Source organism: Pedobacter sp. MC2016-24 (genome assembly GCF_015223055.1).
Classification (GTDB): Bacteria; Bacteroidota; Bacteroidia; order Sphingobacteriales; family Sphingobacteriaceae; genus Pedobacter.
In genome coordinates, this window is record NZ_JADFBX010000007.1 from 50,485 (window position 1) to 64,166 (window position 13,682).

9 protein-coding genes are annotated in these 13,682 nt (G+C 41.5%); 8 read left to right on the forward strand and 1 reads right to left on the reverse strand.

What is annotated here, in order from left to right; translation table 11 throughout:
* Positions 1–5: 5 nt before the first annotated feature.
* The 6 genes from IM797_RS17090 (at position 6) to IM797_RS17115 (ending at position 9,216) form a co-directional block, all read left to right on the forward strand.
* Positions 6–1,994: a RagB/SusD family nutrient uptake outer membrane protein gene (locus tag IM797_RS17090; protein ID WP_194128378.1), complete on the forward strand. Its 1,989-nt coding sequence runs from the start codon at positions 6–8 to the stop codon at positions 1,992–1,994.
* A gap of 38 nt (positions 1,995–2,032) precedes the next feature.
* A complete protein-coding gene (locus IM797_RS17095; protein WP_228098917.1) occupies positions 2,033–2,935 on the forward strand; it encodes a BT_3044 domain-containing protein in 903 nt (300 codons plus the stop codon).
* 26 nt (positions 2,936–2,961) lie between these two features.
* Positions 2,962–6,087: a glycoside hydrolase family 2 TIM barrel-domain containing protein gene (locus IM797_RS17100; protein ID WP_194128379.1), complete on the forward strand. Its 3,126-nt coding sequence runs from the start codon at positions 2,962–2,964 to the stop codon at positions 6,085–6,087.
* A 13-nt stretch (positions 6,088–6,100) separates the two neighbouring features.
* On the forward strand, positions 6,101–6,961 hold the full coding sequence (locus tag IM797_RS17105) for a family 16 glycosylhydrolase (RefSeq protein ID WP_194128380.1): 861 nt from the start codon (positions 6,101–6,103) through the stop codon (positions 6,959–6,961).
* 193 nt (positions 6,962–7,154) lie between these two features.
* Positions 7,155–8,006, forward strand: a complete 852-nt coding sequence (locus IM797_RS17110; RefSeq protein WP_228098918.1) for an alpha/beta hydrolase family protein — start codon at positions 7,155–7,157, stop codon at positions 8,004–8,006.
* Between the two features lie 22 nt (positions 8,007–8,028).
* Complete coding sequence (locus IM797_RS17115) at positions 8,029–9,216, forward strand: copper amine oxidase (protein ID WP_194128381.1); 1,188 nt, start codon at positions 8,029–8,031, stop codon at positions 9,214–9,216.
* A 3-nt stretch (positions 9,217–9,219) separates the two neighbouring features.
* Here IM797_RS17115 and IM797_RS17120 read toward each other — a convergent pair whose 3' ends face one another.
* Complete coding sequence (locus IM797_RS17120; protein WP_194128382.1) at positions 9,220–10,440, reverse strand: ROK family transcriptional regulator; 1,221 nt, start codon at positions 10,438–10,440, stop codon at positions 9,220–9,222.
* A 164-nt stretch (positions 10,441–10,604) separates the two neighbouring features.
* Between IM797_RS17120 and IM797_RS17125 the strand changes: the two genes are divergently transcribed.
* Together IM797_RS17125 and IM797_RS17130 are read left to right on the forward strand one after the other, a co-directional pair.
* Positions 10,605–12,473, forward strand: coding sequence for a beta-N-acetylhexosaminidase (locus tag IM797_RS17125; RefSeq protein ID WP_194128383.1), 1,869 nt, complete (start codon positions 10,605–10,607; stop codon positions 12,471–12,473).
* A 184-nt stretch (positions 12,474–12,657) separates the two neighbouring features.
* Entirely contained in the window at positions 12,658–13,668 is a 1,011-nt protein-coding gene (locus tag IM797_RS17130) for a phosphodiester glycosidase family protein (RefSeq protein ID WP_194128384.1), read from the forward strand.
* Positions 13,669–13,682 lie beyond the last annotated feature (14 nt).

Below are 13,682 nucleotides of genomic sequence, written 5' to 3' on the forward strand. Positions count from 1 at the left end.
ATCAGATGAACAGAAGATTTAGAATGCTAATTGCCACCCTATTTGTCGCTGGTTTAATGGCTACAGGATTTAATTCCTGCAAAAAGGATTATCTTAATGTGGATGAATATATTTATGATTTAACGAATATTGACAGCGTTTTTGCCAATCAGGATAAATTGCTGACGTATATCAATGGTATTGCATTATACCTGCCTGATGAAGATAAGCTCTGGACATCCTCATGGGCGCCATTTCAAGGGGCTTCGGACGAGAACTTTACGTCCTGGAACGATGCCCGCCATGCCGGGATCAAATTTATGGTCGGTGAAATTACACCCTTTGCAGCCAATACCTATTTTAACAACTATGCAACCTGGTATAAAGGAATCAATAAGGCGAATACGGTTATCAATCGGATTGATGAGTGTAAGACTTTGTCGCTGACTACTAAAAGGCAGTTTCTAGGTGAAATGTATTTCTTTAAAGGCTACTTTATGTATTTGCTGGTACAGCAATATGGCCCGGCAGTTCTTCCGGATGATAAAGGGCTCGGACTGGATGCGGATGGCATGGCACTTTCGAAAGAGCGGAGCAGTTATGACGATTGCGTCAGGTACATTACCCAAAACATGGAACAGGCTTATGATTATTTGCCCGATACACAGGAGGCTTTATCGGATGTTTACCGGCCTACTAAAGGGGCGGCTTTGGCAACCATGTCCAGGGTGTTGTTAACCGCTGCAAGCCCTTTGTTTAATGGCAATCAGTCTTACGCTGGCTGGACACGCACAGATGGGACGCCTTTCATTTCTCAAACCAAAGACAATAACAAATGGGGGGCAGCTGCGGCCGCTGCAAAACGTATTATGGATACGGGCGTATATGAGCTGTACACCTATCCGGTGAGTTCAGATACAGATCCTTTGGCTTACAATGTACCAACTGCCACCTATCCAAATGGCGCAGGCGGTATAGATCCTTATCGTTCTTATAAGTATACTTTTATTGGTGAGGTTCCGGCTAACAATAATCCGGAGGTCATCTGGTGTACCAGGGTAAACCCAACTGCCGGTGATTCTCCATTATGGCTATCTTCTCCAGCCCAGCTTAACGGTGGAAATGGTTTGAACATTACGCAAGATCTGGTTGATGCCTACAAAATGAAGGATGGATTTGACATCAATTCATCGAGTGCTGTTTTTCCTTATCCAGGTGTTAATGATGTTTACCAGCCTATTGGTACAACTAAAAATATATCTGATGTGCAATTGGTTTCCAATACGGCAAAGATGTATAACAACAGGGAAGCCCGTTTTTATGCCACTATTGGATTTAACCATTCGTATTGGAAGGGAACTTCATATACCGGCTCCGGTGCATTTAAAAATGTTGAGGTTACTTATTACTCAAATGGTACAGCGGCACCTACAGTTAATTTTCCAAATGATTACAACCATACAGGCTATACCTGTATCAAGTACAACCATCCGGTCGACAATATGCAGCAGACCGGATCCATTATGAATAAGATTTTTCCTATTTTCAGATATGCTGAAGTGCTTTTGAGTTATGCAGAGGCATTGAATGAACTCAATGGTTCTTACACGGATCCTAAATTAGGCATTACGGTTAGCCGGGATCTAAACCAGATCAAAAGTGCTTTTAACCGGATTAGGTTCAGAGCGGGCTTACCTGGCCTTTCGGCAGCCGAATTGTCAAGTCAGGAAAGTCTAAGAAATGCGATCAAGCTGGAGCGCAAAGTCGAATTCGCTTTGGAAGGTCGTCGCTATCATGATTTACGCAGATGGTTAGATGCGCCAGATGCTTACAGCAAACCGGTGGTGGGTATGAATGTAAAGGCTACAAGTAGTCAGCGGGAACGTTTCTTTACCCGTACGACCATCAGTAACCTACTGACTACACGTGTTTGGAGTTTCAAAAATTATTTCTGGCCCATTCCTAAAAACTCAATGGATAAAAACTCCAAGCTGGTTCAAAATCCAAGTTGGTAAGGGTTAATCAAAATAAATAGGATCAAGAATTTATAATCATGAAGAAATTGAAATTTATATCGACTATGCTTGTGGCTTTGATGGCGATTTTAACGGGCTGTTCGAAAGAAAAAAATCCCTTGGATGAGGAACAGTTTATGAAACAGGCATATCTAGTTGGATCGAATAAATCGAACAATGAAGGGCTCTCGACCATCAAATTGGCTTATGGTAAATCGGCTGATGAGGAGCAGCTGAGCTATATTTCTGTGGCCACCGGGGGTAGTAAGAATATTGACAGGAACATCACGGCTACTCTGGCTGACGCCGGAAATGCATCCATTATCCGGTATAATTTTTTATATCGCTTTAATGGGGATATCAAATACCAGATGCTCGCGTCCAGTTTATATCGTATCCCCGAAAAAAACGTGCAGATTAAGTCTGGAGATACTTATGGAACTGTGCCGTTTTATATTAAAACTGCTGGTTTACACTGTGACTCCTTATATGCGGTAACAGTAAAAATTGCATCATTGTCAGACCCTGGCTATATTTCGATACGTCAGGTAGATACGGTACTGATGGTTTCTTTTGCGCTGACCAATGATTATTCAGGTAATTACCAGGCCCAGGGTAAATATTATAAATTGCTGAATGCCGGTCCACTGGATACTACATCCATTGCCTTGCCCAGGACATTGAAGGCAGTAAATTATCAGACAATTCGTTTCTCCCATCTTTCTGCAGGAGAAACGGTGGCGACTGCAAATGAATCGGGCGTGAAGGTGCGCATTGCTGATGACAACAGTTTAACCATCACACCCTGGGGCAGCTTAGTCATTACAGCGGGTGGAGGTACTTACAAGCCAGCAACCAAGGTTTTTGAGCTGTGGTATAACTATACGGTTTCAGGCGTAACCTATCAATTTAAAGGTAAGTTTACCAGGAGTCAGGCTTAATTATATATACACACTACACTATACAAATGAACATTCAAAAGCTATTTCTTGCGACAAGCATTGCCCTTGTCTGTTTTGTGTCGGTTAGGGCGCAAAACAAGGATTGGGAGAACCCCGGACTCGTTGATGCAGGTAAAGAAAAACCGCATGTTACTTTTATGTCTTTTGATCGTCAGCAAGATGCCCTTGCTGACGATTACTCGAGGTCGGCCGATTTTAAATCGCTAAATGGCCTTTGGAAATTCAATTATGTGGATAAACATGCCGATCGGAACCAGGAATTCTACCAGACCGGCCTGAACGATTCCGGATGGGCAAATCTTCAGGTTCCATCCAATTGGGAACTCAATGGTTTTGGCGTACCAATTTATACGAATATCACCTACCCACATCCTAAAAGACCACCTTTTATAGGTGCTGATAATCCGGTAGGTACGTATCGAAAAACGTTTACGATACCAGATCAATGGGACCAGAAAGAAGTATTGCTCCATTTTGGTTCTATTTCTGGATGTGCATTTGTATATGTAAACGGAAATAAGGTAGGGCTGAGTAAAGCATCTAAAACACCAGCTGAATTTAACATCACCAAATACCTTAAAAAGGGAACAAACTTATTGGCTGTGCAGGTGTTCCGCTGGCATGACGGGAGTTACCTGGAAGATCAGGATTTTTGGCGACTGAGTGGGATTGAAAGAGATGTGTATCTATATGCTTTACCGAAAATGGCGATCTGGGACTTTTTTATCAAAGGTGATCTGGATACGCAATATCTGAATGGCCGCTTTAGTGCTGCGGTTGACCTGCGACAATTTAACGCTAATGTGGTTAAGAGTGGAAGTTTATCGGTAATGCTATTGGATAAATCGGGACATGCTGTTTTTAATCAGGCAAAAAGTTTTAAAATAGGTGCAGATAGTATGCAAACTTTAAACTTTAGCGCTTCGATTCAGAAACCACTAAAATGGACGGCAGAATCACCAAATTTATACGATTGCATCTTGACTTTGAAAGACGATCGTGGAAAGATACTAAGCCTCATTGCTTCCAAAGTAGGTTTTCGCAAAGTGGAAATTAAAAATGCCAGGCTATTGGTAAATGGTGTCGCGATTTCAATTCATGGCGTAAACAGGCATGAACATGACGATGTGACTGGACACACCAATAGTAAGGAATTGATGTTGAAAGATATTCGGTTAATGAAGGAATTTAATGTGAATGCTGTGCGCCTGTCTCATTATCCTAATGATCCCTTATGGTATAAGTTGTGCGATCAATATGGGCTTTACCTGGTTGATGAGGCCAATATCGAATCGCATGGCATGGGGGCCGAATTTCAATCCTGGTTTGACCGGACTAAGCATCCGGCTTATTTACCGGAATGGGCGCCTGCACATATAGACCGCACAGTAAGGATGGTGGAAAGAGATAAAAATCACCCTTCAATTATCATCTGGTCGCTGGGAAACGAATGTGGCAATGGCCCCGTATTTCATGACAATTACAAATGGATTAAACAGCGGGATGGTTCAAGACCTGTGCAGTTTGAGCAGGCGGGTGAAGATTGGAATACAGACATTGTTTGCCCTATGTATCCAAGTATCGGCAATATGAAAAAATATGCTGCGGATACCACAAAAAAGCGGCCTTACATCATGTGTGAGTATGCACACGCAATGGGGAACAGCAATGGCAATTTTCAGGAGTATTTTGACATCATCCGAAATAGCAAAAATATGCAGGGTGGTTTTATTTGGGACTGGGTAGATCAGGGATTGAAAACTAAAGATGTAAATGGAAAGCCTTTTTGGGCTTATGGTGGCGATCTTGGTGCTTTTTATTTGCAAAATGATGAAAATGGTGTGGCAGATGGGATTATCAGTTCCGATCGTACACCGGATCCGGGTGCTTATGAAGTGAAAAAGGTATATCAAAATGTCATTTTTACTCCTGTTGATGTGGATAAGGGAATAATCCGGATAAAAAATTCTTTTGATTTCACAGATTTAGATCGGTATAAGTTTAAATGGGAATTGCTTAGAAATGGAAAGCCAGTGCATACCGGTGATTTTAAGCTTCAGCTTGCTCCGCATCAGCAAAAAGAAATTAAGCTAAATTTACCTGAATATACCATAGTTGAGGGAACAGAGTATTTTCTAAATGTGTATGCTTATTGCAGGGATAGCAGTGCCATGTTACCGGCTGGTTTTGAGGTAGCCAAAGAACAATTCAAATGTGCAGGTGATTATTTTTCAAGAGGAAATACCAAAGGTAATACGCTGTTGGTTTCAAAGGTGGGGCAAAAGATCAGTTTTTCTTCAGGCACAGTTAAAGGTGAATTTGACCTGAACGCTGGTCGTTTTACACAATACCATAACAACAATACCTGGTTCAATAATTTTCCGGAGCCGTACTTCTGGAGGGCTCCAACTGATAATGATTTTGGAAATGGCATGCCATCAAAATTGGGAATCTGGCGTGCTGCGCATCAGCAGAAAAAGCTGAAAAAGGTAGTCGTAGGAGCGCAAAGTGGCGAAGGCCTGAGGATTGAGGTGGACTGGCAGTTGTCTGATATTGATGTACCTTATCAGTTGTCCTATTTCATTCGTCAGGATGGTTCTGTTACGATTACGGCTAAGATGGATATGACGGGAAGGGACCTTCCTGAGCTACCGCGCTTTGGCATGCGGACAACCTTGCCCGGGCGGTTGAATCAGTTGAGTTATTACGGTCGTGGTCCCCACGAAAATTATACGGACCGATACCTGGGGTCTTTTGTTGGCTTGTATCAGGATAAGGTAGAAAACCAGTATTATGCAGGCTATATCCGTCCTCAGGAAAGTGGAAATAAAACGGATGTCCGCTGGGTTGAGCTGACAGACGGGCAGGGGCGTGGGATCAGGATCGCGGGAGCACAACCTATTGCATTTACGGCCATTAACCACAGTACCGAAGATCTTGATCCTGGTTTAAGCAAAAAACAGCAGCATCCAACGGATCTGCCTCCCAGGGACCAGGTATTTTTGAGCATTGATCTGAAGCAGCGTGGAATTGGTGGTGACGACAGTTGGGGGGCTTATCCACATCGCGAATATCTTTTACTGGATAAAAAATACAGCTATAGTTACACCATCAGTTTACTGGACAAATAAACAGATTGCTTCCATGAAATACCTACATCATATTTTCTACTTCCTGCTGGTTTTTGGAACTGTGAATGGATATGCCCAGGGGGAGTATAGAGCAGAAGCGCTTGCTTATTCAAAGGAAGGTTATAAATTGGTTTGGGCTGATGAATTTAATGGGGATGGTGAGCCAGATCCGGCAAACTGGAAGTTTGAACATGGATTTTTAAGAAATGAGGAACAGCAATGGTACCAAAAAAATAATGCATGGTGTGAAGACGGTAAGTTAATTATTGAAGGCAGGGCCGAAGTAAAACCAAATCCGCTTTTTATAGCAGGGAGTAAGGACTGGCGGCGGAAACAGGAGCATATCCGGTATACTTCTTCCAGTATTCATACTTCAGGTTTACAATCCTGGCAATATGGCCGCTTTGTGATGCGTGGTAAAATTGATGTGAGTTCGGGATTGTGGCCCGCCTGGTGGACGCTTGGTGTAGCTGGAAGATGGCCTTCAAATGGCGAGATTGACATTATGGAGTATTATAAAGGTAAATTATTGGCCAATATTGCTATAGGAACCAAGGAGCCTTACAAAGCGGAATGGTATAGTAAAACCAGGTCTATAACCAGTCTGGGTGGAAATGACTGGGCTTCAAAATTTCATGTTTGGCGTATGGACTGGACAGCAACCTTTATAGCTTTGTATGTGGACGATCAACTGTTGCTGAAGGTTGATGTAGATCAGCTGCACAATAAAGATGGAACGAATATAAATCCTTTTAGGCAATCGCATTATATGCTATTAAATCTGGCGATGGGGGGAATCAATGGAGGTGCGCTTGGGGATACAAAATTTCCTAACCGCTTTGAAATTGATTACGTGCGTGTTTACCAGCAGTAATATCTTCAAATAAATTTTTGCCCCGCTTTTTTCTAAACGGTCTTGGTAACCAGAAATGACTGGTATTCAAGACCGTTTTTTATTAAGGCAAGAAAAGGAGCTAAAATATCTGCTATGTTATTTAATTTTATTAAAAAGTTTAGTATACTTACAAAATATTATCTCTAGTTGATTGAGGCCAGTAGGAAAGTATATGAAAAATAAAATGTGTAACCGGTTGATTCATTATGTTTCAGCCTGCATGGTGCTGATGGTAGTTTTGTTTCAGGGCATCGAGGTTAAAGCTCAGGATTTGCTGACGATAAGATCTCCAAATTTGAAAACCACCGATTCTGTTTTTGTATATAAACCGAGCAATTACCATGCAAATTCAACATACCCTACAGTTTTTATGCTGCATGGGCATTCGGGTAATTTTCGCTCCTGGGCTAAATTGGTGGATTTACAGGCCTTATCTAATGAATATGGTTTTATCCTGGTTTGCCCCGATGGTTTGAAAAAGAGCTGGTATTTAAATTCTCCCAATAAAGACAGTGCTCAATACGAAGATTTTTTCTTTAAGGAATTGTTACCCAAGGTAAATAAGAAATATCAAACCGATCAGGCTAAGCTGTTTGTCACCGGATATAGCATGGGAGGTTATGGGGCAATGTATTATTTCATTAAGTATCCGGAAGTTTTTTTAAGTGCGGGCAGTACCTCTGGAGTGCTTAATTTAAGACATTCGGGATTTAAGAAAACTACGCTGGCCTATTTGCTGGGACCTTATACTGAGGATAATAAGCTTTTTGACGAATATTCTCCTGTCAATCAATTGGCTGCAATTAAGGATACCAAAAAGACGCTCATTTTTGATTGTGGGACGGAAGACTACCTGTATAAGGCCAACAATCAATTCAGGCAAAATTTAGATGCATTGAAAATCAAAGCAACCTATACGAGTCAACCAGGTGCGCATACCGGAGGTTACTGGAACAAAAGCATTGTCGGCCATTTTCGCTTCTTTGCTCAGTTGCTGAGAGATAAACAGGAAACAATCAAATAAACCACATAAGAACAAAACAAACATGATCAGTAAACATTTGAGAACAACGTTAAGCCTGGCTTTGTTGTGCAGCTCAGCTATGCAGCTGCAGGCACAAACTTTAAAGCCTGAACAGGTAAGGCAATTGTTAAGCGCCAAGCAGGGTAATGTCGTATTGCTTGAGGATTTCTTTTCTACAAGGCCAGCCGAAATCAGTTATCACAAAGTTGTGATGTCTGGACCACAGTTTATCATTTCAGATGATCCCGAATATATTAGAATTCCTGAAGGGATTGCTTTGCAGGAAGCTGTACAGCCTGGTGCAGTGAGGTTATATGTGTATAATGTAAACGGTGTTAAAGAACCACAGAAAATTGACCGTAAAATTACTGCGGTTATCAAAAATACAGGTGCGCAAAAAATGCATTTGCGGATGTTAAGGTATTCCTCTCAAAAGCCAAGTTCAAATTATTTTCAAATTGGCAAGCAGGGCTTAGCTGACTATTTTGCCTCCAATGGTGATCAGAAAATCAGGACAATTGAACCTGGTCAGGCCATAGCCATTGATGAGAAACTGGAGCGTAACGTGGTTAAATATGATGAACTCAGCCATGGTTTTTATGATTTTGTGATTGATCAGCCTGGGGAGATCAGCGTTGTTCAGACAGATTTGAAAACAGCCGGTCCGGTGGCTTTAAAAAGAATCAGCAGTGTCATTCCCACCAGTCACAATAATGCGGGCAGGGGATTATTTGGAATAAGTAATTATAAGGTTACCGCTAAAGAAGTCCTGGATACCAAAAATGGGGCTGCCGAAATTATTGTCGCAGATGGCCAAAAAGACCCTTGGGTGCAGGGAACTGTTGGTTTTGGAGCTGCACCGTCAATTTTGGCAGGTAATTATGGTGTCATGTACGATATTGAGCTGAAATGGAAAAGTACAGATGGCAGGGGATTGGCCCTTGTGACCTGGAACTCCCGTTCTGCAGATAACAAATGGTGTAATGGGATGGCAGCTTCAATGGTGGTGAGTAAGGGCAAGTTTGAAAAGGGGATTGTGCAGTTACCAAGTGATCGTTTGGTTACTAAAGCCGCACCAGAAGCTGTACTGATCCAGGTTTTTCCACCAGCAAAAAATGGCGAAGAGCAGACCATTAAACTGACCTATTCTCCGCCCGGTGCTTCCTGTTTACCTACACCATTGGTGTTTATTCCGGTAGACCTGAAGTAGATTTTATAAAGAATATTCTAACAATCTTTTTCTAACCAGGAGGCAGGCACCCATCACGCCTGCTTCTTCACCTAATTTAGATACTTTGAGCTGCGTATCGCTATTAACCAGGCTTAATGAAAACTTATTGACTGCACTTTTGATTGGCAAGTGCAGATATTCCCCGGTTTCTGCCAGTGCACCACCAAGAATCACCAGTTCAGGGTTAAATATATTGATCAACAGTGCGATGCCGCGTCCTAGTTTTTCGCCTATTTTTGCCAGCAATTCAATAGAAAGGACATCGTCGTTATTTGCTGCTTTAATGATGTCTTCCATTTGTATGTCATCGCCGGCTTTTTTATTTAAGGCACTTGAAGATCCTGCTTCAAGGCGTTCTCTAAACATGGTGATTAGCGCGCGGCCTGAAGCTTCTGTTTCCAGACAACCTTTTTTTCCACACTGACAGATGATCTCATTATTGAATAAGGGGATGTGACCGAGTTCTCCGGCAAAGCCTGATTTGCCATAATACAACTCATTATTGATCATTACCCCCATACCTAAACCGTAATCCAGGTTAAGGAACAATACGTTTTTTTCTTCTTTGACAACGCCACAATTAAACTCGCCGTAAGCCATAGCTCTGGAGTCATTTTCCAGGTAAGTTTTCAATCCAAGCTCGCGTTCCAAAACTTTACTTAGCGGATCTTCATTGAAATGGAAAAAACTATAGCTATATCCTGTCGCGTAATTGATTCGTCCCGAAAGGTTTAACCCTACACCTAATATTTTATCTTTTGCTACGGCAGTTTCTTTGATGAATGTTAAAATCAGACGGCAGAGTTCTTTTAAGGATTCTTCCGTATTGTTGAGTTTATAGGATACGTTTTTAGAAATTTTGATCAGTTTTTTTTGAAGATCGATCAAGCCAATATTGATGTGGTTGTGTTTCACGTCAACACCTAAAAAGAAACCGGAATCTGGAACCAATCCATATATATTAGGTCTCCTGCCACCTGTTGAGCCTACTTTTCCAAAATCTTTTACCAGTCCATCGGCTATAAGTTCGGCAATCAGGGTTGTCACTTTAGGTACACTGAGGTTTGTTTCTTTACAAAGTTCGGCAATGGTGGCATTACCTGTATCAGCAAAATAAGCAATAATGGTTTTCCTTATATGGATGTTTTTGTAGGCAACGCCCGACATGTTATCATCATGTTCATCAAAAAAAGCTGTTTTCATATAGGGGTTCTTTATTGTGAGTTGTATTAATTTAGCTTACTTATTAAAAAAATTGAATAACATTAGAAAGCTTCTGAAAAACTTAGTAATTTACGCAAAGTTAAATAAAACAATTGTGTTATCTATAGCTGCTTTCCATGTTTAAAATTATAAAGAAGTCGTTGATGAAGAAAATATTTCTGTTTGCCATGCTTTGCCTGGTTATATCTGTCCATGCGCAGCATAGGCCATTGAACCTGATCCCGGAGCCTGCGCATGTAGCAGTACAGTCTGGGCATTTTGTACTGAAAACCGGTATGTTTATTACCTGCCCGGATACTGCAGACCTGGGTTTGGCCAAGCTATTGGCGTCTCAATTGAAAAGTATAGGTACTGGAGGTCTGGAAACGGCAGTTGCTTCAGAAAAAAAGGGAAAAATCAAATTGTTGAGAGGGTTATTGCCCGGAGCAGCTGGACATGCGGAAGGTTATCAGTTAATTGTTAATCCAAAAGAAATTCAGATCCTTGCCGCACAACCAGCAGGTTGGTTTTATGGCATGCAAACACTTTTACAGATCCTGCAGGCCAATTATAAAAATGGGCAAAAGCAATTGATATTTGGTCAGGAAATACCTTGTTTAACTATTACAGATTATCCTCGTTTTCAATGGCGGGGTTTGATGATCGATGTGAGCCGGAATTTTTTTACCAGAGATGTGATTGAGCGCTACATCGACCAAATGGCAAAGTATAAAATGAATACTTTGCATTTACACCTGACAGACAACCAGGGTTGGCGGGTAGAAATTAAAGCTTTACCTAAATTGACTGGAGTAGGTGCCTGGCGTGTGCCGAGAACGGGTTACTGGCGCGGTCAGAAAGCACCTGAGCCGGGAGAGAAAGCTACCTTAGGCGGTTATTATACAGCAGAAGACATTAAACATATGGTTGCTTACGCCGCCAGGCGTTTTGTCGATATTGTCCCTGAAATCGATGTTCCCGGGCATAGTTTAGCCTTGATCGCATCTTATCCTGAGCTTTCCTGCACTAAAACAGTACAACAGGTTTTAGCCGGTGATCCATGGAATGCTTCCAGGACAAACGTGCTTTGCGTAGGAAATGATAGTGTATACGTGGTACTGGATCAGATTATTGGGGAAATGGCCGGCATGTTTCCTTCAAAGTACATTCATATAGGTGGAGATGAAGTATCCCGGGCGTATTGGGATAAATGTGAGTCCTGCCAAAAGCGCATTCGTGATGAACATTTAAAAAGTTCGGAAGAATTGCAATCTTATTTTATTAAGCGTGTGGCTAAGATTGTTTTGTCAAAAGGTAAAATTCCAATGGGCTGGTATGAGAAATTGCCGGGTGGCTTACCAGTTGAAATGGCGCTGATGAGCTGGAAAGATGATAAAGGTGGAATTGCATCTTCCAATAAAGGGCATAAGGTTGTAATGACGCCTGCTGCATTCACTTATCTTGATTTTTATCAGGGTGATCCTTTTATGGAAAATGCCATTTTTTCTGTGAACCGGTTGAGTACCACATACCAGTTTGATCCGCTGCCAGCAGGAATTGATCAGAAAAATGTATTGGGCGGACAAGGCAGTTTGTGGACGGAACAGGTTCCTAATGAACGTAAATTACAGTTTATGACCTGGCCGAGGGCATTTTCTTTAAGCCAGACTTTATGGTCGGCCGCTCCAAAACCGTCATTTCCTGATTTTGTGAAGCGTATTGAAGCACATTTGCCAAGGTTGGATCGCGATACGGTTAATTACTCCAGGTACTTTTATGATGCCATTGTTTCTGGTCTGCGCGCTGCGGATAAAACCCTGCAGGTTAAACTTGCTGCAGAGCTGGAAGATTTAAAAATATATTATTCATTCGATGATACCGATCCAGATCAGTATTATCCGATGTATAAAGGAATGCCACTGGATATCCCAAAAGGAGCACAAAATCTGCGTGTAGTTACCTATCGGGATGGAAAAGTTATGGGTAGGATACTCAAAATTCCGGTAACCGAACTTGAACGCAGGACACCTTAAATACAAATTGTCCCAGTTTTGCCCAGGGGAACTTATTCATTTGTTTTAATTGTATACTGAAAAGGGGTGTTAATGGCTTATTATGTAATAAGTTAGTTATTGTTAAAAATAATTTGTTAAAACTTTACAAATGTTTTTAATATTTTTAATAAAGTTATTATATTTACTGCATAACCAAACCGCTATGAACCGAAAACTAGAATTTTCTCTGATTGCTGTTTTATTGGGCGTATTGTTGATGTCATGCAGTAGAAATGGAGATACGAAATATCATCCGGAAAAACCTGAGGTCAAAATTGACTCCACTCCTTTAATTAGCCTTTCTTCCAATTGGAAAAAATCGGTAAACTTAATGGCTGATTTCCCAAATGGTATTCAGGTGTATTTAAATAAAACTCCAATCAACGGCAAAGCTGTAGTGGCTTATGCTGTGGTTTTTGATCCGAAAATAATTGATTTTAAACCTGTGCTTGCTGCTGCCAATAAAAAAGTAACTGACTTTTATAATGAAGAGCCTGGTGTAAAATATGCGTGTATAAATGGAGGTTTTTTTGGAACGAATGCCTCATATAGCTTGTCTATGTACCAGGGTGTAGTGGATGCGATAAATATCAAATCTTTAACCCGGCCATATAATTCGGTCAATACAACTTACTACCCAACCAGGGGTGCTTTTGGTCTTAATGATACTTCTGTACCTGATGTCACCTGGGTTTATCATGTTGGTGCTGGAAACAGTACATTGTATAGTTACCCGGCTCCGGCAGCGATTAAATTGAATACAGCTCCGCTTGCTGTTCCTTCGGCTACATTTCCTGCCGGGGCGATCAGCTGGAATGTGAAATCTGCAATCGGCGGTTCTCCGGTACTGATTAAAAATAATGAAATCAAAATTACTGACGATGAGGAGCTTATCGTTATCGATAACACTTCATCGAGGGCGAGATCAGCTATAGGTTACACCAAAGAAAATAAAGTGGTTGTACTGGCTGTAGAGGGAAATAACAGTAGTGGTGGAGCGGGTCTAAATCTGGCAGAATTGGCTCAGCTGATGAAAGATATGGGCTGTGTGGCTGCCTTAAATCTGGATGGCGGAGGTTCTACAACCCTGACCATTAATGGAAAACAAACAGTCAAACCTTCAGATGGAACTGAACGGGGGGTAATGACGGCACTCATTCTAAAAGAAAAATAATCAATACATAACAT